This window comes from Bacillus thuringiensis (assembly GCF_001182785.1).
GTDB classification, from domain to species: domain Bacteria; phylum Bacillota; class Bacilli; order Bacillales; family Bacillaceae_G; genus Bacillus_A; species Bacillus_A thuringiensis_S.
This window is the reverse complement of sequence record NZ_CP012099.1, coordinates 3861676-3888485: the sequence shown is the minus strand read 5'-3', so window position 1 is coordinate 3888485 and position 26810 is coordinate 3861676. Positions and strand designations below refer to the sequence as shown.

The window sequence follows — 26810 nt, the reverse complement described above, 5'->3', positions numbered from 1 at the left end:
TGTAAGCGCTATTTTAAATTGAGATAGAATCTGTTATCATTCATTAATGAAAACGTTTGCGCCTTAAAAAAGAGAAAAATGAATTATGAATGAAATGGGGTAGCATAATGGAAAAACAATGGTGGAAAGAAAGCGTAGTATATCAAATTTATCCTCGTAGCTTTATGGATAGTAACAGTGATGGTATAGGAGATCTTCAAGGGATTATTTCAAAGCTAGATTACTTAAAAGAGTTAGGGATTGATGTGATTTGGTTATCACCTGTCTATGAATCTCCAAATGATGATAATGGTTACGATATAAGTGATTATTGTAAAATTATGAACGAGTTCGGAACAATGGAAGATTGGGATGAACTATTACATGAAATGCATGAACGTAATATGAAATTGATGATGGATTTAGTTGTTAATCATACATCTGATGAACATAATTGGTTTATTGAATCACGTAAATCAAAAGATAATAAATATAGAGATTACTATATATGGCGTCCTGGAAAAGAAGGGAAAGAACCGAACAACTGGGGAGCTGCTTTTAGTGGATCTGCATGGAAGTATGATGAAATGACGGATGAATATTATTTACATCTGTTTTCTAAAAAACAACCAGATTTAAACTGGGATAATGAAAAGGTAAGACAAGATGTTTATGAGATGATGAAGTTTTGGTTAGAAAAAGGAATTGATGGATTCCGCATGGATGTTATCAATTTTATTTCTAAAGAAGAAGGCTTACCAACTGTTGAAACAGATGAAGATGGCTATGTTTCAGGTCATAAACATTTTATGAACGGTCCAAACATTCATAAATATTTGCATGAAATGAATGAGGAAGTATTATCGCATTATGATATTATGACGGTTGGTGAGATGCCAGGTGTAACGACAGAAGAGGCCAAATTGTATACTGGAGAAGAACGAAAAGAGTTGCAAATGGTATTCCAATTTGAACATATGGATTTAGATTCAGGAGAAGGTGGAAAGTGGGATGTAAAACCATGCTCACTTCTTACTTTAAAAGAGAATTTAACAAAGTGGCAAAAAGCATTAGAGCATACCGGATGGAATAGCCTTTATTGGAATAACCATGATCAGCCTCGCGTTGTATCTCGTTTTGGTAACGATGGAATGTATCGCATTGAATCTGCAAAAATGTTAGCGACAGTTCTTCATATGATGAAGGGAACGCCATATATTTATCAAGGTGAAGAAATCGGAATGACGAACGTTCGATTCCAATCAATTGATGAATATCGAGATATTGAAACGTTAAATATGTATAAAGAAAAAGTGATAGACCATGGTGAAGATATAGAAAAAGTAATGGAATCTATTTATATAAAGGGTCGTGATAATGCTAGAACTCCGATGCAGTGGGATGATCAGAATCACGCTGGATTTACAACAGGTGAACCTTGGATTACTGTAAATCCTAACTATAAAGAGATTAATGTGAAACAAGCAATCCAAGATGAAGGTTCAATTTTTTATTACTATAAGAAATTAATTGAGCTACGCAAAAATAATGAAATAGTTGTATATGGATCATATGATTTAATATTAGAGAATAATCCTTCTATTTTTGCTTATGTAAGAACATATGGAGACGAAAAACTACTTGTTATTGCAAACTTTACTGCGGATGAAAGTGTATTTGAAATGCCTGAAGATATTAGTTATAGTGAATCAGAATTATTCATACACAATTACGATGTAGAAATCGGATTGATAGATAACATTACATTACGTCCGTATGAAGCGATGGTATTCAAATTGAAATAAGAAAAAGCCTTATGCCACTATGGCATAAGGCTTTTTTGATTACCATTTTAATATGGAGAATCCATATGGAGGAAGTGTAACTTGTAATACACTTGCTTCCGCTGAAAATTCTTCATTTGTATAAATGTTAATTATTTTCTTACCAGTAACATGAAGAGGGAGTGAAACTGTAACTTCACTATTAGTAGGGTTTAAAACGAAAAAGATAGTTTCATCCTCATATGTTTTCGTATAAGAAATATAATTATGTTCATCATTTGCTTCGATGAATTGAAAAGTACCATGTCCTCCAAAAGCTTCATGTTGTTTTCGTAATGAAATCAATGTTTGTATATGTGTAAATAATGCATGATCTTGTTCTTTAGTATCCCAAATCATACATTTACGGCAATCGGGGTCCATACCACCATCCATGCCGATTTCATCTCCGTAATAAATGCAAGGAGAGCCGATGAAAGAAAGATGGAATACATAGAGCAATTTTAACTTATTTTTATCTCCATTGCATGTTGTTAAAATTCTTGGAGTATCATGGCTATCTAATAAATGAAAGGCTGCTTCATTTACATTCATAGAGTAGGAATGTAGAGATTCTGTAATTTGCTTCATAAATTCACTTGCTTTAATGGAATCGTTAGCAAAGTAAGAAAGTAGAGCGTTTGTAACAGGGTAGCTCATGACAGCATCAAATTGATCGCCTTGTAGCCACGGAAGGGCATCGTGCCAAATTTCTCCCAAAATATATACTTCAGGATTTAATGTCTTTATTTCAGTTCGGAATTCTCTCCAAAAGTTGTGATCGACTTCATTTGCGACATCAAGGCGCCAGCCATCTATATTGAATTCTCGTACCCAATAACGTCCTACTTCAAGTAAGTATTCTTTTACATCTGGATGAGCTGTATTTAATTTAGGCATATACGGTGTAAAGGCGAAAGTATCATAATTTGGAAGTGGCTCGGTTATAATTGGAAATTCATGAATGTGGAACCACTCTTTATATGCAGACTTCTCACCGTTCTCTAGAACGTCTTGAAATTTCTCGAAAAAGTATCCACTATGATTAAACACAGCATCGAGCATTACTTTTATACCGTGCTTATGACATTCTTCAACGAGCTCTTTGAAAGTTTCTTTCGTCCCAAATTGTGGATCAATTTCCATATAGTCAATTGTGTCATATTTATGGTTTGAATGAGCTTTGAAAATAGGTGTGAAATATATTCCGGAAATGCCAAGCTTAACAAGGTAATCAAGGTTTTGAATAACACCAGCAAAATCCCCACCGAAAAAATTAGTTGGAGTTGGATTCGTACTTCCCCAAGGAAGGGTGTTTTCTGGATTCAGCGTACTATCGCCATTAGCGAATCGTTCAGGGAAAATCTGATACCAAATGGTGTTTTTAATCCAGGATGGTGCTTTGAATACATCATCTGCATGAATAAATGGAAAACAGAAAAAATTACCAACATCATCATTTGGAATGTTAGAAAAGAATCCTCGCTCTGTATAAATAAGAGTATCTGTTTCAGATTTTAATTCAAATCCATAACGTAAGCGCTTAAATTTTGGTTCGATTGAAATGGACCAATAATCAAATAATGCAGTAGAACCCGTTTTTTTCATTGGTGTACTTAATGAAATCCATTTCCCGTCTTTCCATTCGTAAGGATCACCGTAAATAAGAGTGGCACATTGAACATCATCTCTCTTAGTACGTACCCGGATGTGAATTGTTTGTTCATTGTAAGCGTATGCATAATTATCTTTCGGCCTATGATAAATGGCTTCTTTAAACATATGGAAAATCCCCCTTCAATATCTCTATACATAGTATTCCCTTAAGTGTAATAATAAAGCCTGTATTGCAAACGATTGCCTTTCTTATAGCTTTAATATTGCTTATAAGAGTAGTATTCATTTCATATAAAGTCAATGTATAAAGAGTATAATGACATAATTTTTAAATTAATATTTGCAAAATGAATAAAAGAATGTATAATGATAGACAAATAGCGCAAACGTTTTCATAGATTTGAGATATTGTTTGCGCTTCAATTAAACTATTAAATGCAAACGTTTTCAGTTACTAAGGTACATAGACAATTTAGGGAGGTTTTTGGGATGAAGAAAGCATTATCATTATTAACGGTTTCCGCATTATCTATTGGTATGTTATCTGCATGTGGACCGAAAAATTCAGGGAAAAAAGAGGAAAGTAAAGCGAAAAAAGACTATGATCTTCTTGTTTGGGAAGATGATAAAAAAGGTGTTGGTTTAGAACCAGCAGTGAAAAGCTTTGAGGAAAAATATAAAGTAAAAGTAAAAGTTGTTGAAATGCAAATGACAGATCAAGTGAAAAAGTTACGCCTTGATGGGCCAGCGGGGACTGGACCAGATGTTGTAACATTGCCACACGATCAAATCGGAAATGCAGTAACAGAAGGTCTACTTTCTGAAGTGAAAGCGGATGATGCTGTAAAGAGTAAATTTACTAATTCATCAATAGAAGCACAGACATATAACGGAAAATTATATGGTTTACCAAAAGCAATTGAGACACCAGTCTTTATTTACAATAAAAAACTAATGCCAAAAGCGCCAGAAACGATGGACGAGCTGTTTAACTTCTCAAAAGAATTTACGAAAGATGGCAAGTACGGATTTTTAGCATTAGGAGATAACTTCTACTTTGCTAATGCATTCATGGCAGGTATGGGCGGTTATGTATTTGGTGAAAAAGATGGAAAGCCAAATGCAAGTGATGTTGGATTAAATAATAGCGGAGCAGTACAAGGTGCTGAATATCTTCAAAAATGGTACAAAGAAAAATTATTCCCGAAAGGTATTATCGGTGAATCAGGTGGGCCTGCTGCTGATGGACTATTCAATGAAGGAAAAGCAGCATCTATTATGAACGGACCATGGGCGTTCCAAGCAATGGAAAAGAACGGAATTGATTATGGCGTTGCTCCAATGCCGAAATTACCAAATGGTCAACCGATGAAAACGTTTGTTGGGGTTAAAGGATGGCATGTAACAAGTTTCTCTAAACAAAATGATTTAGCTACAAAATTCACTGAGTGGGTAACGAATGAAGAAAACGCAAAAATTCGATTTGAGAAAACGAAAGAAATTCCTCCAGTAAAATCAGTAATGGAAGATCCAATTATTAAAGATAACGAAGCTGCAAAAGCGGTTGCAACGCAATCTGAAAATGGAATTCCAATGCCAAATATTCCAGAAATGCAAGAAGTTTGGAAACCAGCTGGAGATGCGCTTCAATTAGTTGTTACAGATAAAGAGGCACCAAAAGCGGCGCTTGATAGTGCAGTGAAACAAATTAAAGGTAATATTGAGGCAAATCATAACAAGAAAAAATAAGGTGAAATTCGTGCCTCTAATATGAGAGGCACGAATTCTCTCCCTTCCATGTAGGAAGAAAAAAGGGGGAAGGAACATGCAAACATCTATGGAACCAGCAAATGGGTTAAACCATTCAAAGCATAGGAAAATGGCAACCATGTTATCAATCATTCCAGGCGTGGGCCAAATGTATAATAAACAATTTGTAAAAGGTCTTATTTTTCTAGTATTAACAGGTTCATTTATTGTAGCCTTTGCTGATTTATTGAATATGGGATTATGGGGTATTGTAACGCTCGGCACAGAAGTTCCACGTGACCATTCTGTCTTTCTATTAGTAGAAGGAATCTTGGCCCTTATCGTTATCACGTTTGGGCTTGGCATATATGCATTTAACTTATATGATGCATATCAAAATGGAAAGAAACGTGATATCGGAACACCGTTAAATTCTGTAAAAGAGCAATATCGTAATTTGTTAGATCAAGGTTTTCCTTATTTAATGGTTTCACCAGGTTTTCTACTACTTATCTTTGTTGTCGTATTTCCAATCATCTTCGTAATTTTAATTGGATTTACAAACTATGATTTATATCACTCTCCTCCAGCTAAATTAGTAGATTGGGTGGGCTTTAAAAACTTTATTGATATTTTCACTTTACCGATGTGGAGAGAGACATTTGTAAGTGTATTTTCTTGGACTGTCATTTGGACATTCGTTGCAACAACATTACAAGTTGCGCTTGGGATTTTCTTAGCAATTATCGTAAATCAGCCTGGTATTAAAGGAAAGGCGATTATTCGAACAATCTTCATTTTACCGTGGGCGGTTCCAGCATTCGTATCTATTCTTGTTTTCTCTGGTATGTTTAATGAAACATTTGGAGCAATTAACAATCAAGTATTAGCTTTATTCGGAATTGAAAAGATTGCTTGGATGACCGATCCATTTTGGGCGAAAATTGCTTTAATTATGATTCAAACTTGGCTTGGATTCCCGTTCGTCTTTGCTATGACAACAGGTATACTGCAATCGATTCCAGGAGAATTATACGAAGCGGCTACAGTAGATGGAGCGACAGCTTGGCAACAGTTTCGTAAAATTACATTGCCACTTGTGTTATATGCAACAGCACCAATATTAATTACGCAATATACGTTTAACTTTAATAACTTTAGTATCATCTATCTATTTAACGGTGGAGGTCCTGCTGTAGCTGGACAAGACGCAGGTGGAACGGATATTTTAATTTCATGGATTTATAAGTTAACGATGACTTCAGCGCAGTACGGAAAAGCAGCAGCTCTTACAATGATATTATCGTTAATCGTTATTACAGTTGCGTTATGGCAATTTAAGAGAACAAAATCATTCCAAGAAGAGGATATGATGTAAATGAATATTAAAAGACAGAAGATGTTACGTCTCTCATTAAGTTATTTAGTTATTTTCGTAATGTGTGCCATCATTTTCTATCCGTTATTATGGATTATTGGCTCATCGTTTAATCCGGGTGATAGTTTATCTGGATCAAGTATTATTCCACAAAATGCAACGTTAGATCATTATCGTAAGCTATTAGATCTAGAGAATAGTAATTACTTACTATGGTATAAAAACACATTAAAAGTAAGTGTTTTAACGATGATTTTCTCAGTGCTAGCAATTAGCTTTACTGCTTATGCATTTTCGAGATATCGTTTTGTTGGAAGAAAAAATGGTTTATTAACATTTTTAATTCTGCAAATGATTCCAAACTTTGCAGCGTTAATTGCTCTATACGTATTAGCTCAGTTAACAGGATTAATTGATACACACCTTGCATTAATTTTAATTTATGTAGGCGGGGCCATTCCGATGAATACATGGCTTATGAAAGGGTATTTTGATACGATTCCGAAAGAACTGGATGAATCAGCTCGTATGGATGGAGCAGGACATTTCCGTATTTTTTGGCAAATCATTATGCCACTTGCAAAGCCAATCGTAGCGGTTGTAGCGTTATTTACTTTCATTGGTCCATTTACAGATTTCATTTTAGCGAGTATTATTTTGCGAACACCAGAAAATTATACTTTAGCAGTTGGATTATATGAAATGGTTGCGAAGAAATTCGGTAATGAATTTACAACGTTTGCAGCGGGTTCTGTGTTAATTGCGATCCCAATTTCAATTTTATTCCTATCACTACAAAAATACTTTATTTCTGGTTTAACAGCTGGAGGTACAAAAGGATGAAAAATGGGACATTACGTCCCATTTTTCTTTTCATCTCCCTATAAATAACTTTATAGGGAGATGAAAAGAGATTTGACATCACATGTGAAAAGAAGTGAAATAAATAGTATATTATAGTATAGGAAAAAATAGCTATATCCCTTACAATACATGAAGAGGGAGAATAGGATTAGTTTTGCAAGATATAAGAAATGAAAGTTTATGACTTGCAATGAGTGCGAGATAAAATATATGAAAAATGACAGAGAAATGAGAGGAGGGGGATTTTTATGACAGTTACAATTAAAGATGTGGCGAAGCAAGCGAATGTTGCACCATCAACAGTTTCTCGTGTAATTGCTGATAATCCAAGTATAAGTGAAAAGACAAAGCGCCGTGTTAGGAAAGTGATGAGTGAATTAGGGTATCATCCCAATTTAAATGCGAGAAATCTTGCGAACCAAACGACGAAGACACTTGGTCTTGTTATGCCAAGTTCTGCAAGTAAAGCTTTTCAAAATCCATTTTTCCCAGAAGTTATAAGAGGGATTAGTTCATTTGCACATGTAGAAGGATATGCGCTTTATATGTCGACAGGTGAAACGGAAGAGGAAATTTTTAATGGTGTCGTAAAGATGGTACAGGGACGCCAAATTGGTGGCATTATTCTTTTATATTCAAGAGAGAACGATCGGATTATTCAATATTTACATGAACAAAATTTCCCGTTTGTTCTAATAGGAAAACCATATGATCGAAAAAATGAAATTACATATGTAGATAATGACAATTATGCAGCTGCGAGAGAAGTAGCAGAGTATTTAATTTCATTGGGACATAAGCAAATCGCGTTCATTGGTGGTGGGTCAGATTTACTTGTAACGAGAGATCGTTTAGCTGGTATGAGCGATGCTTTAAAACTAGCGGACATTACGTTATCAAAAGAGTATATTCTACATTTTGATTTTTCAAGGGAAAGTGGTCAACAAGCCGTGGAAGAATTAATGGGACTAAAGCAACCGCCAACAGCAATTATGGCAACGGATGATTTAATTGGGCTGGGTGTGTTAAGTGCTCTTTCTAAAAAAGGATTCGTTGTACCGAAGGACGTTTCTATTGTAAGTTTTAATAATGCTTTACTATCAGAAATCGCGAGTCCTCCGCTTTCAACAGTGGATGTGAATATTTATCAACTAGGATATGAAGCAGCAAAAGCTTTAGTTGATAAAGTAGAGAATGCGGAGTCTACTGCGAAATGTATCATTATTCCACATAAATTGCTAAAGCGTCACACTTGTGATCATTATGCAGAAAAAAGCTAAGAGTTTAACTCTTAGCTTTTTGTTTTAGGAAGGCTTCTAATCGATCGCAACCTTCTTTTAATGTTTCGATGCTGTACGCATAGGACAAGCGAAGATAGCCTTCACCATACTCAGAGAATGCTGTTCCTGGAACGACAGCTAGTCCAGCTTCTTTGACAAGATCAAGTGCAAAATCAAATGATGAAGATGTCAAATGACCAACATATGGGAATAAGTAAAATGCACCTGTTGGTTTTTCAACTGTTAAGCCCATTTGAGTGAGTCTATTATATACGTAATCACGGCGTTTTTTATATTGATGGCGCATCATTTTTGGTGCGTCTTTAGCTGCTGTTAATGCTTCAATTGCAGCGTATTGAGCGATTGAAGTAGCACACGTTACATTGTATTGATGAACTTTTAATATGTGTCCTGCTAAATAGCTTGGTGCGAATAAAAGTCCAACACGCCAGCCAGTCATAGAATGTGATTTAGATAAGCCGTTAATGACAATTGTCTTTTCACGCATTTCTGGGAAATGAGCGATAGATGTATGCTTTTGTGCATATACAAGCTCGCTATAAATTTCATCTGAAAGGACGAAAATATTTTTATCTTTTAAAACATCTACAATATCTTTTAATTCTTCTGTGGATAAAGTTACACCAGTTGGGTTAGAAGGATATGGTAGTACGATACATCTTGTTTTTTCTGTAATAGCATTTTTTAGCGCGTCAGCTGTTAAACGGAATCCAGTTTCACGAACATCTACAAAAATGGGCGTTGCACCGCATAATCGAATAATAGGTTCGTAACCTGGATAAATAGGAGCAGGTAAAATTACTTCTGTTCCTGGCTCTAAAATCGTTCGGAATGCAACATCAATCGCTTCGCTAGCACCAATTGTAACGATGGTTTCGTTTTCAGGTGAGTAATGTAAATCGTAGTTATCTTTTACGAAGTTACAAGCTGCCTTACGTAATTCTAGTAAACCAGCGTTATGTGTATAGCTTGTATAGTTTTCTGTAATAGCCCGTTTTGCCGCTTCTTTTACGAGAGAAGGTGTAGGGAAATCGGGTTGTCCGATTGTTAAAGAAATCAAATTATCATAGTTTTGAATCATGTTAGAGAATTGACGGATTCCAGAAATTTGGATATCCTTCACTCTAGGGTTAATGAATTGTTCCATTGTATCTCCCTTTCTTCCGTTTGAAAATTAAGTTCATTTTATCATATTTTCTATGATTGCGCTTTGTATATGTAATTTAGAAAGAGAGAGAAAAGAGAAAAAAGCCGCTATAAGCGACTTTTTAATATCCGTATTCCCAATCTATTTCATCTTCATTCCAGAGTACAGAGGATACCTTGCCAAGGTGAACAACTGATTCGTTCACAGCACATGTGCAATCTTCATCTCCTGCTTTATGCTGTAACTCTTCATATACTGATTTTTCAACATTTTCTAGAACAACCAAATTTTCTTCTTTTAAAACAAGCGTAGTACCCGCCATATTTATCTTCCTCCTACTAAAGTAATGATCACTTATTTGTAAACATAGATAGTATGGATTATATGCTGTATTTTGCTATAGTTGTCCGTCTAAAAAAGTATTTTTACATTTTCTTTGTAATCCGTATTCATTGTATACTGCACGAAGGAAATTTGGTACAGGGTTTACAATCATTTCGAAAATCTGTAACAATTATTATGAGTTGTTAACAAAGAATTAACAAATATGTTAAGAAAAATCAAAATTTTAAAACAAATAAACCTATAAAATGATATAATCATATCAAAATACATATAGGGGATGAGAGGTTATGGAGCTTATCCGTGATTTGTTGATTCAAATTGCCATCATAATTTTACCACTATTTTTATATGAAGCGATTCGTTTAAATCGCTATCAAGAAATGCCTCCGAAGCCAAATCGTTACTTTATTATGTTTTTATCTAGCGTTACGCTCGTTCTCTCCATGACATACTCTATTTGTTTTGGTAATGTGTGTGGGTATAACTTTCACCCAATTCCAATTGTCAGTGGTTTTTTATATGGTGGGATTGTTGGTTTAATCCCAGCGGTTATTTTTGTTGCATATGAATGGTTACTAAAGGGAATGAGCTTTCTTCCAGTTTTAGAAGTAACATTTCTATTGATAGTTCCGCTGTTTTTATCAAAGAAATGGTCTCTTTTTTCAAGAGATAAGAAATTAATTTTAGCATTTATGATTTCATCATTTTATGTGCTTGTATCTTTAGTATTAGGCATGATTAATGTTCTTTTGGAAACAGGATTTACACCATATATTTCGCAAATATATAGCGGATTTATATTTGCCTCGCTTATCATGGTCATGACAATGGTATTTCAGGTGTATTTAACTGAATATTTAAATGAAAATGCATTGCTACGTACAGAGATGCAAAAATCAGAAAAGCTTAATATTGTAAGTGAGTTAGCAGCAAGTGTGGCACATGAAGTTCGTAATCCACTTACTGTTGTTCGTGGATTTATCCAATTGCTAGAAAGTACAGAAGATGTGAAGAATAAGGATTATATGCGTCTCGTATTAGCTGAATTGGATCGGGCGGAACAAATTATTTCAGATTACTTGAATTTAGCAAGGCCGCAAATTGAGAAAAAAGAACACATTTGTTTATCAGCCCAATTAATAGAAATGACCACTCTCATGTCGTCATTTGCGGCGATGCAAGGTGTATATTTACAAGTTGAAATTTCAGAAAGTCTTTATACGATTGGTGATAAGACAAAATTAAAGCAAGCTATTATGAATGTTGTTAAAAATGGTATTGAAGCAATTCAAGGAAATAAAGGATATTTAAAAGTAACAGCTATTCAAAAAGACGAAACAATCATAATAAGAGTTAAAGATAGTGGTGTTGGTATGACGAAAGAACAGTTAGTAAGGCTGGGGCAACCATATTATTCTTTAAAAGAAAAAGGGACAGGACTAGGGCTTATGGTAACATTTAGTATTTTACAAGCGCATAATGGTACATTGGAATATAAGAGTGAAAGTGGAAAAGGCACTGAAGCAATTATTATATTACCAGCTGTACAAAATAAGGAATAAAAGTTACCGATGGAAGGTAACTTTTTATTTTATATTGTTTATTCATTTGTTTTTTCTTGTTTTGCTCGGCTAAATAAACTTTTAAATGATTGAAAGAAGCTTTGCTCTTTTGAGGCAGCAACCATTCTTTTTGTTTCTTGAATTTCTCGAATCACTTGCATAAGCTGTGCATCACGGTTACTGTCCTTGTTATAAATTTGACTGACAAGTTTATTCATTTTTTCTTCCTGTTTGGATTCTCGTTTATACATATGATTCATTAATAAGTCCATCTTTTCTTTTTGCAATGCATCTGTTTGAGCGGCGTGCTCGACTAACTCTTGAAGCATTTTTTCTTGAGATCCTTCTTTTACATAAACTTGTTGCATCAATTCATCTAGTTTCTCATCCTTTAAACGATTTTGTGTAATTAGAGTAGAATTTTGATGAATAATTGCTTCATTTAATTGAGCTAGCATTTCAAGTTTCAACATGAACTCCTCAAAGTTACGCCCATCTTCTTTTTCTTTCGGTTGTATCTCTTGCTTATCTTGTATAACTGGTACAGGTGGGGCCTCTTTTTCTTTTAAAATAATCGGTATCGTTTCTGAAATATCTTCTTGTAATGTGGCAGCTCTTTCATGTATAGATTTCAATAGTTTTAAATCATCAAGTTTATAAATACGAGCATCAGCTGTTTTAGAAATCATATAACCATGTTCCTCTAACAGTTGACTATATTTGCGGACTATATGTTTTGGGATGCCTGTTTTATTCGTGACATCTTTCGTTTTATAGGTAGCTTCCATGATATTTCCTCCCCAAAAAGTATCGTATATATCATTTCAATCTTTTATGAGGACTTCCTTTGAAAAAGAATGTCGGAAGGCTATTAGTTTTCTACAGCATTAGTGAAAAAATGAAAATTTTTGGCGGAATGGCAAGGAATAACTAAAATAATGTCTGAAAACATATACAGGAGAAGTTTGTTATAATAACGGAGGAAAAGAAACTGGTAGAAACATGGAGGTATACATGAAGCAATTAAAAGGTATTATCATTTCAATTATCGCAATCCTGTCTATTTTAGTAGCAGTCTATGAAGTACTTGTGCCAGAGGAAACAAGTGTAAAGAAAACGAATACGTATGATCAAGTGTTAGAATTTCCGAAAGAACGTTATCCAGAGACAGGAAAACATATTACGGATGCTATAAAAGAAGGGCATTCAGAAGTTTGTACAATCGATCGTGGTGGTGCTGCAGATAGAAGGAAATTGTCGTTAGCACCATATCCATCAAAAAAAGGGTATGATCGTGATGAATGGCCAATGGCAATGTGCAAGGAAGGCGGAAAAGGAGCACATATTGAATATATAAGTCCGGCGGATAACCGCGGAGCAGGCTCTTGGGTAGGGAATAAGTTAGATAAATATCCAGATGGTACGCGTGTGAAGTTTGAAGTGAAGTAGTATTTGTACATTTCATAATGAAGGAGAAGGGGAACTATGGAGTTAACAATTTCTTATTCGCAATTAATGTTGATGAACTATGACGGTGAGCAGCCTTATGTAGACTGGACGGATGAAGATTTTGAAAGAGGTTATGCTGAGGCAGAGGGAACTGTTATTTTTGAAGCACTTTCTGATTATACTTGTGAAGTGAAAGTGACCCCAGGGAAACATATTGAAAAAGAAGAAGTGGTTAGAACGATTACGGTTCCTTTTACGGTTGAAAATGAAAGTATCGTTATAACGAGTATTCTTTCAAACAAATTTCAAATACCTATTCCAAATGGTGATTATACAGTTGTCTTACAAGCGATTCCTCTTGAAGAGCCAACGGATGATGAATTATATAAAATACAATACGAATTCTTCTTTGAAAGTAAAGAATAAAAAATGGGTTATCCTGAGAAAAGGATAACCCATTTTTTTTATGCGTTTGTTTTTAAAAGGGAACGAGCATCTTTCGCTGCTTGCACCATATGTTCTAAAGCTGGAATAACTTCTTCTGTTCTTCTCGTTTTTAAACCACAATCAGGATTAATCCAGAAATATTTAGGATCGCATACTTCTAAAGATTGTTCTACGATTTTATACATTTCATCTTTACTCGGTACACGTGGGCTATGAATATCATATACACCTAGACCGATGCCTTTTTCATATGTTGTATGTTTTAACGTATCAATAAATTCTCCGTGACTTCTTGATGTTTCGATAGAAATTACATCTGCATCTAATGCGCGAATCGCGTCAACAATATCTTCGAAGTTACTGTAACACATATGAGTATGAATTTGTGTTTCATTTGCTACAGAAGAAGTTGCTAAAAGGAAGGATTGTACTGCCCATGTAATATAAGCATCCCAATCTTTTTCTTTTAGTGGCATTCCTTCACGAAGTGCTGGCTCATCGACTTGGATTACTCTAATTCCGGAAGATTCAAGTAGTTCAATTTCGTGACGAAGAGCTAGTGCAATTTGATACGAAACTTCTTTTCTTGGAATGTCATTTCGAACGAAGGACCAATTTAAAATCGTAACAGGTCCAGTTAACATTCCTTTTACAACTTTCTCCGTTAAGCTTTGTGCATAAACAGTTTCCTTAATAGTCATTCCGTTAATAAAGGCTACATCACCATAAATAACAGGTGGTTTTACGCAGCGGGAACCGTATGATTGTACCCAACCGTTTTTAGTGAATGAGAAACCAGCAAGGCGCTCACCAAAATATTCGACCATGTCAGTTCTTTCAAATTCACCATGTACAAGGACGTCAAGACCAATTTCTTCTTGGTAACGAATCCATTTTTCTGTCTCTTTTTCAATAAATTGTTCATATTGTTCATTTGAAATAACGCCGTTACGCCACTCTTTTCGCGTTTGACGAACTTCAGTTGTTTGTGGGAAGCTACCAATAGTCGTTGTTGGTAATAGCGGTAACTCCAGGGCAACTTGTTGTAATTCGTATCGTTTTTCAAATGGAAGAGGACGTGAAAAATCTTCTTCTTTTAGTGCTGTTCGTGCTGCTTTGACATCTTCTCGGTTACGTGCAGCAGATGAACGAATTGTATGATGTACGTTTCGATATGTTTCCAGCTCATTACTAATGCTTTCTGTACCTTGAGTGAGAGCAGAATGAATAAGAACTAACTCTTCTAATTTTTGATTTGCAAATGCTAACGCATCAAATAGCTCAGTCGATAAGTGAGTTTCTTCTGTTTTATCGATCGGTGTATGCAATAAGCTACAAGAAGGCTGAACGATGAAATCTTTCGTTTGAACTTGTTTTTGTAACGTTGTAAATAACTCAAGAACTTCATCAAGGTCAGCTCTCCAAATGTTACGGCCGTCTATACAACCGACAGCTAAAGTTTTATCAGCTGGGAATCCATATTTTGAAATAGCATTTAAATTACCTTCTTTACCATGAATGAAATCTAATCCAATACCGGATACCGGGAATGTAATAATTTCTTCATAGTTTTCTTCTACGCTATCAAAATATGTTTGTAAAAGAAGAGTCGCATTTGGAACTTCTTTACGAATAGCTTCATAAATTTCTTTTGCTTGTTGAACTTCTTCTTTAGTTAAAGAAGCGAAAATCGGTTCATCAACTTGAATGGCTTGTGCACCAGCTGCATGTAGTTCTGAAAGCAGTTGTACGTAAGGTGCAACTAACTGTTTTAAAATGGTAGGAAATTGTTCTTGTGTATAGCCTTTAGCTAATTTTAAGAAAGTATATGGACCTAAAATAACAGGCTTTCCATCTACTCCTAATTCTTGTTTTGCCTCTTCGTATAAGCGAAGTGGACGATTATCTTTTAAAGAGATTTGTAATCCCTCTTCATATTCAGGAACGATATAGTGATAGTTTGTGTTAAACCATTTTGTCATTTCGGAAGCTACATGATCTTTAGAGCCACGCGCCATTGCGAAATATACATCAAGGTAAGATGTAAACTCAGAAAAACGTGATGGGATAAATCCTAGCATATAGGCAGTATCCAAAACGTGATCATAATATGTAAAGTCGCCAATTGGAATGAGTTCAATCCCTTTTTCTTGCTGTACTTTTACGTGTTGAAGGCGAATTTCTTTCATTGTTGTTAAAAATTGTTCTTCATCAATTTTATTGGACCAAAAAGCTTCCAATGTTTTTTTCCACTCTCGTTGTAGTCCGATACGTGGATAACCTAAGTTACTTGTTTGAATTGCCATTTTAAATTCCTCCCTAATTGAAAGTAAGCATTTCCGTTTACTAGGAAATACCTATAACAAAAAGTGCAAAGACATAGAAAATAAGCCTTCCTTTTTGTTTTAACACCTCATCATCATCCGTGAATCTATCAGTGTTGTTAAAACAGGCAGGTCTCCTGACTTATGCTTCATATAATTTCTTTCACCTTCCCGTTTTCACAGTGGCACCAAAAAGAAATCTCAGCATTTACAGTGGCGGGACCGTGTTGGAGTTTCACCAAGCTTCCCTTTTAAACACGAAACGAAATGTTCGTGTACCTATTTTCCTTTTGAAAGGAATTTAACAAGCGATATGATATTGAAACAAATTCTAACACAATTTTTGGAATTTTGTCTACTGTTTTAAAATAAGAAAATTCCAAAGTTTTTATTTCTTATTATTCTGACTTTTTAGCTCTGAAGTAACTAATAATATTACAGTATAAAAAGAGAAATTGAGCTATGAAAGAAGTAGGGATGCCTTCTTTCATAGCTCAATTTTCATCTATAGCAACTTCTGAAAGTCGGCCTGCTATAGCATCTTTAAGGAGGGTGTTTAGCCATTGTAATTCAACTGTAATATGCTCAATTACACTTTGTAAAATATATAGTTGTGCACGTGAAACCTTTCCTTTATTACAATCATATATCGTTTGCATAGTATGTAAATATTGAAGAGTATCGTTTTTCTTTTTTTCTAAAATAGGAACTAATTCGTGATCATTGCTAAAGTGAGCGAAAGATAAGGCTGAATAAATAGGTTTATATATTTGGTTTTTTGCTTCGAATTGTTTTAATAGTAAAGTGTGGAATAGTTTTTTGCCTTCTTCTGTTATATGAAAAATCGTTTTGTCAGGTCGATTTGTGTCTCTAATTACATTTGTAATATGAATTGCGCCTTGCTTTTCTAATTGCTCGAAGGCGTAATAAAGTGATCCTTTAGCATATTTAATATAACAATCCATTTGTCGTTCTTTCATAATATGCTGCACTTCATATGGATGTTTATCTCCTTCGAGTAGCAAGCCGAGAATGACTAATTTCATGCTCATGCTGTCTCAACTCCTGTATATAAAAACTTTATACATATTATAAACGGCATATCCTTTTTCATAAAGGGATATGCCGCTTCTTTTTTATATTAACTGACTTGCTTTTGTTTTTCTTTCTTTTTAGGGCCTGTAAAGAGGCGTTCATTTCCCATAAGTAAAATACAAATAACACTTAGTACAGCCGGGATGAGTGCCCAGAAGAATGTGTTCGCAATAGATGTAGCGAGAGCTTCTTTAATACCAGCTAATATTTCATCAGGAATTTTTGCGGTAGCGTCTGGTGATAATAAGAAGCTTGTGTCTCCACCTTTTGGAGCTAATTTTGCTAGTTCAGGGGGGAACACAGAGTTTAGTTTATCTGTAAAAACATGATTTTGAATTGTACCGAAAATCGTTACACCAAGAGTCATACCGAGTGATCGGAAGAATGAGTTTGTTGATGTCGCCGAACCGCGGTCTCGCATTTCTAACTTGTGAATAGAAGACATACTTAATACTGAGAATGAGAAGCCAACACCAAGCCCAGCGAGAATCATAAATAGTGTTACGAGTAAACGAGGTGTGTCCATTGTTAAAGTACTTAATGAATAAATACCAAGAACGAAGAAGACACCAGATACCATCATAATGTTACGATAGCTTGTTCGAGAAGCTAATTGTCCTCCTGTTTGACTTCCAATTACAGAACCAACCATCATTGGTGTTAAAATTAATCCAGCATTAGAGGCCGAACCTCCAAGAACGCCTTGAATGAAGATTGGAATATAAACTGTACAGATAATAAAAGCAGCACCATAGAAAAAGGCAACTCCTTGACTAGCTGCGAATAAAGGTTTTTTAAATAGATGGAACGAAATAATAGGCTCGGTTGCTTTTCGTTCTACAAAGAAGAAAATAATAAGTGTAATAACTACTGTTGTAAATAAGCCAATAATTACAGTGGAATTCCAGGCATATTCCTTACCACCAAGTTCTAATGCGAACATTAAGCAAACGATACTTATGACAAGTGTAATAGCACCAGCCCAATCAATTTTTTGTTTTCTAAATTCTAGAGACTCACTGTAGTATTTAGTAATGAAGAAAAAGGAGATAAGTCCTAATGGAATATTGATATAGAAGACCCAATGCCAACTTATATAGTCTGTAATATAAGCACCTAATAAAGGACCGAATACACTAGATGTCCCGAAAACAGCACCGAATAGCCCTGTCATCTTTCCGCGTTTTTCTGGTGGGAAGATATCATACATAATTGTAAAGGCGATAGGCATAAGGGCACCACCACCGATACCTTGAATAGCTCTATAAATACTTAATTGCTCAATACTTGAAGCTGTTCCGCAAAGCGCAGAACCGAATAAGAAAAGAATGAGGCCCCCAATATAAAAACGTTTCCGCCCGTACATATCAGAAAGTTTCCCGAAGATAGGCATCCCTGCCATTGTTGCTACCATATAAGCTGATGTGACCCAAACAAACTTATCAAAGCCTCCTAGGTCTCCAACGATTGTTGCCATTGCGGTTGCAACGATTGTATTATCCATTGCCGCCATTAATATACCAAGCAGTAAACCAGCAACAACAAATTTTGTCTTGTTGGCGTCTTTTTTTAATGGTTGAGTTTCCAAATATAACCCTCCTTTAGAAATAAGTAAACTATATTAAGTTTTGAGTGCAGTGGATAAAAAATTTAAATGTATAGTTGATTTTAATTTCTTTTCCATAAGTACACTAATATGCCATAAAGAATATTATAGTCAAATTTGACTATAAGGCAAACTTTTTCTTCCGTCAAAATATTCTTTCGTATGAGTAGAGAAAGAGTGAGACATACTGAATATTGCCATAAAGTTAATGAAGGAAATTGTAAAAAAATTTCATTAAGAACACCTTCTGTTAATAGATGAAAAATGGTTTTTTCTTCATATTGTCGAATAAGATAAAAGGAAGAGAAATATTAAACATTGCTTGTAGCAAGCTTTAGTAATTTTGGGAATTCATTGTGTGTATGGTACATCTGAAATGAGGTGAATATATATTATGAAAATATGGGGGCGAATTTCGAATACAGGAAAGTATTCAATACCGCTACAACCAGTATTGTGGATTGACGGATCGAAAAAGGAAAATGAATTTCCTCAAGTAGCCGTTACATTACAAATCGGTAGTATGTATACAGAACAATTTTCGTATGAATTGACCTACGATGTAAACGACATACTTATTATGCGAATTGAAGTGGAAAATAAAGGGGTAGAAATGATTTCGAGAGTTGTTGTAAGTCATATGATTCGAGATTACTTTGCTTATATTCCTAATTCTTTAAAAGTTGATAAGGGGATAAGTGAGTTTTTATTCCAGCTTGTAAGGTGGCGAATTGATGATTTGTTACCGAATGAAAAGGTGGAACTACGTTGTAAAATAAAAGCTAATAAAGATAAAGCTCTTAAACAAGCATTCTTTCAGGCTACATATACATTTCAAGATAAAGAGATATCATATGGTCCACTGCAAACAAATGAAGTTGTTGTGCGTCAATGATAAAAAGGAACCTATACAAAAGGTTCCTTTTTTTCCTACATAGTTATTTTTGTAGCCAAAGTATAGAATAAATAAAAATGAAACAACATTAACAATAGCGTCGATTTGATCGTTTGTAATAAAGTGTATGCCGAAAGAGGTAAATAATAATTTTAATGATAATAGAAAACCAGCTAGTAAACGCATAGAATCTGATAGATTCTCTTTTTGTAGCATATAGATTACTCCTTTCTATAAAAGTTATATATTATATATATGAAATAGAGTAGAAAAGGTATACAAGCTTAAACAGAAATGTACATTGGATATGTACATTTTTTATTTTGTAGAAAAACATTATTGATATAGAAACATATATTGGTATAAAAGGGGGGAGAAGTATGAAACATAAAGGGAAAATTAGTGGGTTATTACTTGGGAATACAGTGGCAGTTACAGAATGGATTGCACTTCAGGATGTAATTGCAAAACTGGATTCACGATCATTTTATACCGTCTTTATTATTTATATATTGCAAATGATACTAAGTTATTATTTTGGACATTGGTACGATAAAAGAGCGAGCAAGCGTATGAATGTGGAAGTAGGAGGAATGGCAAGCAACGATTTTGTTGTTGATTTTTTTGGGAAAGTAGCCGCTTTATCTGAAAGAGATTCCCGTAATATTACAGTGTACATTCTTTCTGTAAAAGAATGGGAAGGATTAAAAGACACGTTGCAAGAAAAAAAATTGGGAGTGTTAGTAAAAAAATTGGAGAGTACCATTGTAAAGACAATCCGGAAGGGAGATGTTGTTACAAAGTGGGATGAAAATAAGTATGTTATTGTAGCAATTGATAATGGTCATGAAACATCAACAATAACAAACAGATTAATGAAAAATATTGAAAGTGAAATAGAAGGTGATTTACTCAGTGTCACTCTTCTATTTGGAGCAGCTAGCTATCCAGTAGAAGGAAAAACATTTGAAGAACTGTTGAGAAAGTCGCAAAATCAATTGTACCAGTATAGAAATTTACAAGAAAATGAGTAAAACTTTGATTTAAAGATATATGATAGGAAGAAGTTTTATTTGTAACATTTTTTTGACTTTTATTACAAAAAAAGCTGCGTTTGTAATAAAAGTCTTTAAAAATATATGAAATAAGCATATAATTATGATGGTAGTGCCAATGCAATTTGCACAATGTGTTTTATTTTAAAAGTGTAGAGGAAAGCAAGCTCTACACTTTTCCTTTTTAGGAAATGAAAAGAATATTTGTAAGTTGTTGCGAGATATCGATTGTACTGTGTAAAATGAACAAAGAGATTATTTGATAGAAAGCTGGAAAGGGAATGATAGACGTGAGAGCGGAACGATCACCTTTTATCAGGTGAACTATTATAGTCTTATTAAGACTGAGGTGAAATTCTGTGGCCATTAAGGGAATACATAGTGTGAACAGGTTTTAAAAAACACGAAGTACTATACTTAAAAATGGATATGGAACTGCTAAATACTTCAAAAAGAATAATGTAATATTAAGTAATAATTTGTATAAACAATATTAATGATCTTCGTAAAAAAGATGCGAGTGTATAGAACAATTACATATTTTATAACTTTTTTATATTACACGATGGTCGTTTATAAGTAGGAGGAAGAGATGTTGAAATATAGTAAATTAGCAATTATAACTGCATTATCAATGACTTTATTAGCCGGTTGTTTTGGACCGAAACCGGAAGAAGAATTATATGTAGCGTTTGAAAACGCTGCTAAACAAGAAAAAACAATGTTTGAAGATGCAAAAAAACTTGAGGATTTAGAGAAAGAAGGACAAGAATTATATAACCAGATTGTGCAAGAGGGAAAAGATAATAATCAAACTGTTAAAGAAAAACTGAATCAAGCAGCAAAGAATACAACGGAACGAGAAAAAGTACTTACAAAAGAAAAAGAGGCTTTAAATAAAGCGCAAGAAGAAGTGAAGTCAGCTGATAAGTATGTGAAAAAAATTGAAGATAATAAGTTGAAAAATCAAGCTGATAAAGTGAAAAGCACTTATGAGAAACGACACGATTCATTTAATAAAATGTATGACAGCTATAATAAATCTTTAAAACAAGAAAAAGAGTTATATACAATGTTACAAGATAAAGGTACTAAATTAAAAGATATTAGTGAAAAAGTAAAAGTAGTAAATCAATCTTATAAGGATATTGAGTCAGAAAAAGATAAATTTAATGAATTCACAAAGTCTTATAATACAGAAAAAGTAGCTTTTTATAAACAAGCAAATATTAAAATTAAAGAAGAGAAAAAATAAAACAGTTTGGCCTACACTTGGCCAAACTGTTTTATTTTTTTGTATAAGTACGACTATACCATGGAACAGGTTCACTTAATTTTTTTTCTTGTTTCAATGCTTCAGGACCAATATAATCTTGAAGTGTTTTTTTTGCTACTGTTAAAGATAAGGTTGTTTTCGGATTTCGATAGGAGGATTCAAGATGACCAAGATGCGGTAGAATTCGAAAATCTTCTTTTGTAGGAGGGATGTGGAAAAAATAATCGCCTAAACGTATAAGGACATCAGATTGTTGTTGGCTAAAACGTGGGTTTCTAGAAAAATGTAATCCTTCTTTAATTGCTTTTTTTTCAGCAATCAAACGTTCTAAAGCTGTCTTTTTTAACCAGTATAAATATTTAGGGTTAGTAGCTGCTTTAGCATGACGATTCACAACGAAAATAGATTGAGCTAGTCGATTAATAGAATGTTGGTTTTGTAATTGAGATTGTGGTTGTGAAGGTTTCATATTGAATCTCCTTTCAATTTTTCATTATTATACCATAAATAAAAGAGGTTTTTATTATATGCAAAAAGTGATTGTATATATTTTCAATATTAAAGCAATATTGTTACAAAAAACAACTATTTTGTATAATAGTAATAGAATATGTTTTTGAAATTTGATAATGAAAGAGTGAGAAGTTTGAAAGAAATATTAAAACAACAGTATGCCATTATAGATATTGGATCTAATACAATGCGTTTAGTTATTTATGAAAAGCAAAATGGAGGTTTTTATAAAGAGATTGAAAATACGAAAGTGGTTGCTAGGTTAAGAAATTACTTAATTGATGGTGTGTTGAATGAAGAGGGAATAAAAGTATTATTACAGACATTAGTGCAATTTCAAGAAAGTACAAGGTTCCATCAGTTGCATCATGTACTTTGTGTTGCAACAGCAACAATTAGACAGTCTGAGAATCAAGAGGAAATTAAAAAGCTTGTTGAAGGACAAACGGACTTTACTCTTAGAGTATTATCAGAATATGAGGAAGCGCGTTACGGATACTTGGCGGTTATGAATTCTACATCGTTTTCAGAAGGAATAACGGTAGATATTGGTGGGGGAAGTACGGAAGTTACATACTTTAGAAATAGAGAGATTTTAGAGTACCATAGTTTTCCTTTTGGGGCACTTTCTTTAAAGCAACAATTTATTAAAGGCGATATTCCTACTACAGATGAGTTAGAGGGAATGCAACAGTATTTAGAGTTTCAATTTCGAACGTTACCATGGTTAATCAATAAGAAATTGCCTCTTATTGCAATTGGTGGTAGTGCGAGGAACTTAGTAAAAATCCATCAAAATTTAATATGTTATCCTATAGCAGGATTACATTTATACAAGATGACAGAAGAGGATATTGAAAATGTAAAAGATGAATTGGAAAAATTGTCGTTCATAGAACTTCAGAAATTGGAAGGCTTGGCAAAAGATCGAGCGGATACGATTATTCCAGCGGTTGAAGTATTTCATACACTTGTTAATGTTATAGAGGCACCGGCATTTGTATTAAGTAGAAAAGGGTTAAGAGAAGGTGTTTTCTATGAAGAGTTGACAAAAGATTTGGGGATTTCATATTATCCGAACGTAGTTGAAGAAAGTTTGCATTTACTATCACACGAATATGAAATGGATATGGAATTTGTTATTCAACTTATTAAACATGGAAGACTAATTTGCAAACAACTTGAGGAAATAGGGCTTATTTCTATGTCAGTAAAAGACTGGGAAGTGTTCCATCAAGCAGCGAAAGTATTTAATATAGGCAAATATATAGACGAAGAAGCGAGCCGTTTACATACGTTTTATTTATTAGCGAATAAGACAATTGATGGCATGATGCATAAAGATCGAGTAAGGCTAGCACTTATTGCATCGTATAAATCAAAAATGTTATTTAAACAACATTTATCTCCATTTGAAGGTTGGTTTGATAAAAGCGAACAAAAAAAAATCCGCCTATTAGGAGCTGTTTTACAATTTTCAGCTACTTTAAATGTAAGGCAACGATCGCTTGTTGATACGATATCTATAACAGAAAATGAAGAAGGATTAACGTTTAAAGCTTTATGTGAACAATCGGCATTAGCGGAAAAAGTGCAAGCTGAAAAACAAAAAAAACAGTTAGAAAGAGTACTAAAAACGAATATTAACTTGTCATTTGAACTAAAACATTAGGTTGTACGGATGTCTTTACAAAAAATTTACACTTTATAATATTGTAATTTGCTAAAATAAAAGTAACTAAATTATAGTAAAAAAGTTTCAAGGGGAAGTGTGAAGAGAATGGAATTATTGAAGGGGAATGCAGTAAATTTAAATGATACAGCTTATTACAATAATCGAGAGCTAAGTTGGTTAGCATTTAATGAACGTGTCTTACAAGAAGCGCAAGATGCAAATAATCCACTGTTGGAAAGATTGAAATTCATTAGTATTTTTAGTTCGAATTTAGATGAGTTTTTTATGGTACGCGTAGCGGGATTAAAGGATCAAGTGAGTGCTGGATTTAACCAACCAGAAAATAAAGCTGGCTTCACACCAAAAAAGCAATTAAATAAAATTGCGATAAAAGCCCATGCACTAATGACAGTACAATATGATACATTTAAAAATTATGTATTGCCAGCGCTTGAATTAGAGGGGATTGAACGTTTAACATTCAATGATTTGACGAAAGAGCAGCGAGAATTTATAGAAGAGTATTTTGATGAGCAAATTTTTCCTGTGTTAACTCCTGTAGCTATTGATGCATATCGTCCATTTCCAATGTTATTAAACAAAAGTTTGAATTTAGCTACTCTTTTATATGATGAGAAGCAAGCGGAAGAAGAAAACAGGACGAAGTTAGGAATTGTACAAGTTCCTTCATTACTTGAGCGCTTCATAATTTTACCGAGCGAAGGGCAAAAGCATAAATTTATTTTATTAGAAGACGTAATTAGTAGCTTTACTCATAAATTATTTACGGGATATACAGTATCATCTGTTACTCGTTTCCGTATTACACGCAATGCCGATTTAACGATTCATGAAGAAGGTGCGAGAGATTTATTAAAGGTAATTGAAAAAGAATTAAAAAAGCGTAAGTGGGGGGCTGCTGTACGTTTAGAAGTTGGGAAAGAACACATTGATGAAAGAGTATTAGCGTTATTATATGAGGTTCTGGAAGTAAAAGATGAAGATGTATATATAATGGATGGTCCATTAGATTTAACATGCTTGTTTTCTTTATATAAAAAACTAGCTCCTTTATATGAACATCTTGTATATCCGGCTCTTATTCCGCAACCGCCTCAAGACTTAGGTGATGAAGAAGATGTATTTGAAAAAGCAATTGAGCATGATATTTTATTACATCATCCTTTTGAATCATTTCAGCCGGTAGTTGATTTTGTCCGTGATGCGGCAGACGATCCGAATGTACTTGCCATTAAACAAACGTTATATCGAGTAAGTGGTGATTCACCGATTATTCAGGCGTTAAAGATAGCGGCTGAAAAAGGAAAACAAGTGACGGTATTAGTTGAATTAAAGGCAAGATTTGATGAAGAAAACAATGTTCATTGGGCTAAAGAATTGGAACAGGCAGGCTGTCATGTTATTTACGGTGTAAGTCACTTGAAAACACATAGTAAAATTACGTTAGTTGTAAGAAGAAAAAACGGAAAAATTGAAAGGTTCGTACATCTCGGGACTGGAAACTATAATGATGCAACAGCGAAGTTATATACTGATTTTGGATATATTACATCAAGAAAAGACTTTGGGGTCGATGCAACCAATTTCTTTAATTATTTAAGTGGTTATACAACAAAGCCACATTTTCATCATTTATCGGTTGCTCCATTTGATATAAGAGAGCAATTTATGGATTTAATAGATGAAGAAATCCGTTATCATAGGCAATATGGAAATGGATACATTATCGCTAAGATGAATTCATTAACAGATAAACCATTAATTAAAAAAATGTACGAAGCATCACAAGCTGGAGTAAAGGTAGAGCTCATTGTTCGAGGAACATGTTGTCTAAGACCTGGTATTCCAAATGTAAGTGAAAATATTCGTGTAGTTAGTGTTGTTGGAAGATATTTAGAACATAGCCGTATTTATTATTTCCATCATAATGGCGAGGAAAAAATATATTTATCTTCAGCTGATTGGATGACGCGAAATATGGAGAAGCGAGTGGAAATATCTTTCCCGATATTAGATATTGAAATGAAGGCACGAATTAAGGCGATTTTACAGCTTACATTAGCTGATAATGTGAAAACACGTGAACAAAATAAAGATGGTGATTACTATTATGTTATTAATGGTAGTACAGAAGAAATTGATAGCCAAGTGAAGTTGTTTAAGATGGCGTATCAAAATACAGACGCTGAATAATGAAAAATGAAAAAAGTAAAAACCTCTTATGTCCATAAGAGGTTTTTACTTTTTTCTACTCATATGCTCCCAAAATGGAAGGATGAGTAGAAACAATAGTTTTATTATAAGCGTGTAATGAGGTGGCTCGTTGAGAGAATAATATTTGAAAGAATAGTTATTTTAACTTAGTAATAGTATGGTTGTTGACATGGTCCACCGTAACAAGGATAAGGTGCTGGCGGCGGGAAAGGTGGTGGATAAGGTGGGTAAAATGGTCGCGGGCCGAAAGCTAATGCTCCGCCGAGTAATCCACCAGCAATTCCAGCTAGAAAGGGAACGCCAAAAAACGGGAAGAAGCGTGAATCGCCTACTGGACCAATAGGTGCTGAACGGACTGGGATTGGTTGATAATATGGATACATGAACATACCTCCTTTATTGGACTCACTTTCATCATATGGTAAATGAAACGTGGATGAGCGCGTACAAGAAAGGATATGCAAGAAAATAGGCG

At 34.1% G+C, this 26810-nt stretch carries 23 protein-coding genes and 1 riboswitch; of the genes, 13 read left to right on the top strand and 10 right to left on the bottom strand.

Going from position 1 to position 26810, the window contains the following annotated elements:
• Positions 1-107 precede the first annotated feature (107 nt).
• Positions 108-1784 carry an oligo-1,6-glucosidase gene (gene malL, locus AC241_RS19850; RefSeq protein ID WP_050844464.1) on the top strand — a complete coding sequence of 559 codons (1677 nt, stop codon included), beginning with the start codon at positions 108-110 and terminating at the stop codon, positions 1782-1784.
• A gap of 39 nt (positions 1785-1823) precedes the next feature.
• Here malL and AC241_RS19845 read toward each other — a convergent pair whose 3' ends face one another.
• Positions 1824-3584, bottom strand: coding sequence for an alpha-glycosidase (locus AC241_RS19845; protein WP_043937831.1), 1761 nt, complete (start codon positions 3582-3584; stop codon positions 1824-1826).
• 324 nt (positions 3585-3908) lie between these two features.
• Here AC241_RS19845 and AC241_RS19840 point away from each other — a divergent pair, with 324 nt between their 5' ends.
• The 4 genes from AC241_RS19840 to malR all read left to right on the top strand — a co-directional run bounded on the left by AC241_RS19840 (position 3909) and on the right by malR (position 8690).
• Positions 3909-5168 carry an extracellular solute-binding protein gene (locus tag AC241_RS19840; protein ID WP_050844463.1) on the top strand — a complete coding sequence of 420 codons (1260 nt, stop codon included), beginning with the start codon at positions 3909-3911 and terminating at the stop codon, positions 5166-5168.
• Positions 5169-5244: 76 nt separating this feature from the next.
• Positions 5245-6546: a maltosaccharide ABC transporter permease MalC gene (malC, locus tag AC241_RS19835; protein ID WP_016080428.1), complete on the top strand. Its 1302-nt coding sequence runs from the start codon at positions 5245-5247 to the stop codon at positions 6544-6546.
• Positions 6547-7389: a maltosaccharide ABC transporter permease MalD gene (gene malD / locus AC241_RS19830; RefSeq protein WP_001022608.1), complete on the top strand. Its 843-nt coding sequence runs from the start codon at positions 6547-6549 to the stop codon at positions 7387-7389.
• A gap of 269 nt (positions 7390-7658) precedes the next feature.
• A complete protein-coding gene (gene malR / locus AC241_RS19825; RefSeq protein ID WP_016080429.1) occupies positions 7659-8690 on the top strand; it encodes a maltose operon transcriptional repressor MalR in 1032 nt (343 codons plus the stop codon).
• Between the two features lie 4 nt (positions 8691-8694).
• Here the strand turns inward: malR and AC241_RS19820 are convergent, their stop codons facing one another.
• Both AC241_RS19820 and AC241_RS19815 read right to left on the bottom strand, forming a co-directional pair.
• On the bottom strand, positions 8695-9858 hold the full coding sequence (locus AC241_RS19820; RefSeq protein ID WP_043937828.1) for an aminotransferase A: 1164 nt from the start codon (positions 9856-9858) through the stop codon (positions 8695-8697).
• 121 nt (positions 9859-9979) lie between these two features.
• Positions 9980-10180: a hypothetical protein gene (locus AC241_RS19815; RefSeq protein ID WP_000929276.1), complete on the bottom strand. Its 201-nt coding sequence runs from the start codon at positions 10178-10180 to the stop codon at positions 9980-9982.
• A 310-nt stretch (positions 10181-10490) separates the two neighbouring features.
• Here AC241_RS19815 and kinB point away from each other — a divergent pair, with 310 nt between their 5' ends.
• Positions 10491-11765: a sporulation sensor histidine kinase KinB gene (kinB, locus tag AC241_RS19810; RefSeq protein WP_048563883.1), complete on the top strand. Its 1275-nt coding sequence runs from the start codon at positions 10491-10493 to the stop codon at positions 11763-11765.
• A 38-nt stretch (positions 11766-11803) separates the two neighbouring features.
• Here kinB and AC241_RS19805 read toward each other — a convergent pair whose 3' ends face one another.
• On the bottom strand, positions 11804-12553 hold the full coding sequence (locus AC241_RS19805; RefSeq protein ID WP_000388467.1) for a DUF3967 domain-containing protein: 750 nt from the start codon (positions 12551-12553) through the stop codon (positions 11804-11806).
• A 226-nt stretch (positions 12554-12779) separates the two neighbouring features.
• Here AC241_RS19805 and nucA point away from each other — a divergent pair, with 226 nt between their 5' ends.
• Both nucA and AC241_RS19795 read left to right on the top strand, forming a co-directional pair.
• Entirely contained in the window at positions 12780-13214 is a 435-nt protein-coding gene (gene nucA / locus AC241_RS19800) for a DNA-entry nuclease (protein ID WP_000811494.1), read from the top strand.
• Positions 13215-13250: 36 nt separating this feature from the next.
• Positions 13251-13640, top strand: coding sequence for a competence protein ComJ (locus AC241_RS19795; protein ID WP_016080432.1), 390 nt, complete (start codon positions 13251-13253; stop codon positions 13638-13640).
• 38 nt (positions 13641-13678) lie between these two features.
• Here the strand turns inward: AC241_RS19795 and metE are convergent, their stop codons facing one another.
• From metE to AC241_RS19775, 3 genes are all read right to left on the bottom strand, one after another.
• A complete protein-coding gene (gene metE / locus AC241_RS19790; RefSeq protein WP_043937823.1) occupies positions 13679-15967 on the bottom strand; it encodes a 5-methyltetrahydropteroyltriglutamate--homocysteine S-methyltransferase in 2289 nt (762 codons plus the stop codon).
• Between the two features lie 128 nt (positions 15968-16095).
• A riboswitch (cobalamin riboswitch) is annotated at positions 16096-16283 on the bottom strand.
• Between the two features lie 196 nt (positions 16284-16479).
• Positions 16480-17037 carry a PadR family transcriptional regulator gene (locus AC241_RS19780; RefSeq protein WP_016080434.1) on the bottom strand — a complete coding sequence of 186 codons (558 nt, stop codon included), beginning with the start codon at positions 17035-17037 and terminating at the stop codon, positions 16480-16482.
• Between the two features lie 89 nt (positions 17038-17126).
• A complete protein-coding gene (locus AC241_RS19775; RefSeq protein WP_029443156.1) occupies positions 17127-18668 on the bottom strand; it encodes an MDR family MFS transporter in 1542 nt (513 codons plus the stop codon).
• Positions 18669-19080: 412 nt separating this feature from the next.
• Between AC241_RS19775 and AC241_RS19770 the strand changes: the two genes are divergently transcribed.
• A complete protein-coding gene (locus AC241_RS19770) occupies positions 19081-19581 on the top strand; it encodes a hypothetical protein (RefSeq protein ID WP_016080436.1) in 501 nt (166 codons plus the stop codon).
• Here AC241_RS19770 and AC241_RS19765 read toward each other — a convergent pair.
• On the bottom strand, positions 19537-19797 hold the full coding sequence (locus tag AC241_RS19765) for a phage holin (RefSeq protein WP_230690607.1): 261 nt from the start codon (positions 19795-19797) through the stop codon (positions 19537-19539). The genes AC241_RS19770 and AC241_RS19765 overlap by 45 nt on opposite strands.
• Positions 19798-19961: 164 nt before the next feature.
• On the opposite strand from AC241_RS19765, the gene AC241_RS19760 reads away from it, so the two are divergent.
• Both AC241_RS19760 and AC241_RS19755 read left to right on the top strand, forming a co-directional pair.
• On the top strand, positions 19962-20615 hold the full coding sequence (locus tag AC241_RS19760) for a diguanylate cyclase domain-containing protein (protein WP_016080438.1): 654 nt from the start codon (positions 19962-19964) through the stop codon (positions 20613-20615).
• A 613-nt stretch (positions 20616-21228) separates the two neighbouring features.
• A complete protein-coding gene (locus AC241_RS19755; protein ID WP_016080439.1) occupies positions 21229-21891 on the top strand; it encodes a YkyA family protein in 663 nt (220 codons plus the stop codon).
• 31 nt (positions 21892-21922) lie between these two features.
• Here AC241_RS19755 and AC241_RS19750 read toward each other — a convergent pair whose 3' ends face one another.
• A complete protein-coding gene (locus AC241_RS19750; protein ID WP_000804864.1) occupies positions 21923-22381 on the bottom strand; it encodes a YkyB family protein in 459 nt (152 codons plus the stop codon).
• A gap of 141 nt (positions 22382-22522) precedes the next feature.
• On the opposite strand from AC241_RS19750, the gene AC241_RS19745 reads away from it, so the two are divergent.
• Both AC241_RS19745 and AC241_RS19740 read left to right on the top strand, forming a co-directional pair.
• Positions 22523-24097: a Ppx/GppA family phosphatase gene (locus AC241_RS19745; protein WP_043937821.1), complete on the top strand. Its 1575-nt coding sequence runs from the start codon at positions 22523-22525 to the stop codon at positions 24095-24097.
• A gap of 108 nt (positions 24098-24205) precedes the next feature.
• Positions 24206-26314: a polyphosphate kinase gene (locus AC241_RS19740; protein WP_016080441.1), complete on the top strand. Its 2109-nt coding sequence runs from the start codon at positions 24206-24208 to the stop codon at positions 26312-26314.
• A gap of 167 nt (positions 26315-26481) precedes the next feature.
• Here AC241_RS19740 and AC241_RS19735 read toward each other — a convergent pair whose 3' ends face one another.
• The gene (locus AC241_RS19735; RefSeq protein WP_000283738.1) at positions 26482-26718 is read right to left on the bottom strand and encodes a hypothetical protein; all 237 of its coding nucleotides are present in this window, start codon (positions 26716-26718) and stop codon (positions 26482-26484) included.
• Between the last annotated feature and the right edge of the window lie 92 nt (positions 26719-26810).

Coding starts and splice junctions, on each gene's coding strand:
- malL (WP_050844464.1), top strand. CDS start 108: ATGGAAAAACAATGGTGGAAAGAAAGCGTAGTATATCAAATTTATCCT.
- AC241_RS19845 (WP_043937831.1), bottom strand. CDS start 3,584: ATGTTTAAAGAAGCCATTTATCATAGGCCGAAAGATAATTATGCATAC.
- AC241_RS19840 (WP_050844463.1), top strand. CDS start 3,909: ATGAAGAAAGCATTATCATTATTAACGGTTTCCGCATTATCTATTGGT.
- malC (WP_016080428.1), top strand. CDS start 5,245: ATGCAAACATCTATGGAACCAGCAAATGGGTTAAACCATTCAAAGCAT.
- malD (WP_001022608.1), top strand. CDS start 6,547: ATGAATATTAAAAGACAGAAGATGTTACGTCTCTCATTAAGTTATTTA.
- malR (WP_016080429.1), top strand. CDS start 7,659: ATGACAGTTACAATTAAAGATGTGGCGAAGCAAGCGAATGTTGCACCA.
- AC241_RS19820 (WP_043937828.1), bottom strand. CDS start 9,858: ATGGAACAATTCATTAACCCTAGAGTGAAGGATATCCAAATTTCTGGA.
- AC241_RS19815 (WP_000929276.1), bottom strand. CDS start 10,180: ATGGCGGGTACTACGCTTGTTTTAAAAGAAGAAAATTTGGTTGTTCTA.
- kinB (WP_048563883.1), top strand. CDS start 10,491: ATGGAGCTTATCCGTGATTTGTTGATTCAAATTGCCATCATAATTTTA.
- AC241_RS19805 (WP_000388467.1), bottom strand. CDS start 12,553: ATGGAAGCTACCTATAAAACGAAAGATGTCACGAATAAAACAGGCATC.
- nucA (WP_000811494.1), top strand. CDS start 12,780: ATGAAGCAATTAAAAGGTATTATCATTTCAATTATCGCAATCCTGTCT.
- AC241_RS19795 (WP_016080432.1), top strand. CDS start 13,251: ATGGAGTTAACAATTTCTTATTCGCAATTAATGTTGATGAACTATGAC.
- metE (WP_043937823.1), bottom strand. CDS start 15,967: ATGGCAATTCAAACAAGTAACTTAGGTTATCCACGTATCGGACTACAA.
- AC241_RS19780 (WP_016080434.1), bottom strand. CDS start 17,037: ATGAGCATGAAATTAGTCATTCTCGGCTTGCTACTCGAAGGAGATAAA.
- AC241_RS19770 (WP_016080436.1), top strand. CDS start 19,081: ATGAAAATATGGGGGCGAATTTCGAATACAGGAAAGTATTCAATACCG.
- AC241_RS19765 (WP_230690607.1), bottom strand. CDS start 19,797: ATGCTACAAAAAGAGAATCTATCAGATTCTATGCGTTTACTAGCTGGT.
- AC241_RS19760 (WP_016080438.1), top strand. CDS start 19,962: ATGAAACATAAAGGGAAAATTAGTGGGTTATTACTTGGGAATACAGTG.
- AC241_RS19755 (WP_016080439.1), top strand. CDS start 21,229: ATGTTGAAATATAGTAAATTAGCAATTATAACTGCATTATCAATGACT.
- AC241_RS19750 (WP_000804864.1), bottom strand. CDS start 22,381: ATGAAACCTTCACAACCACAATCTCAATTACAAAACCAACATTCTATT.
- AC241_RS19745 (WP_043937821.1), top strand. CDS start 22,523: ATGTTTTTGAAATTTGATAATGAAAGAGTGAGAAGTTTGAAAGAAATA.
- AC241_RS19740 (WP_016080441.1), top strand. CDS start 24,206: ATGGAATTATTGAAGGGGAATGCAGTAAATTTAAATGATACAGCTTAT.
- AC241_RS19735 (WP_000283738.1), bottom strand. CDS start 26,718: ATGTATCCATATTATCAACCAATCCCAGTCCGTTCAGCACCTATTGGT.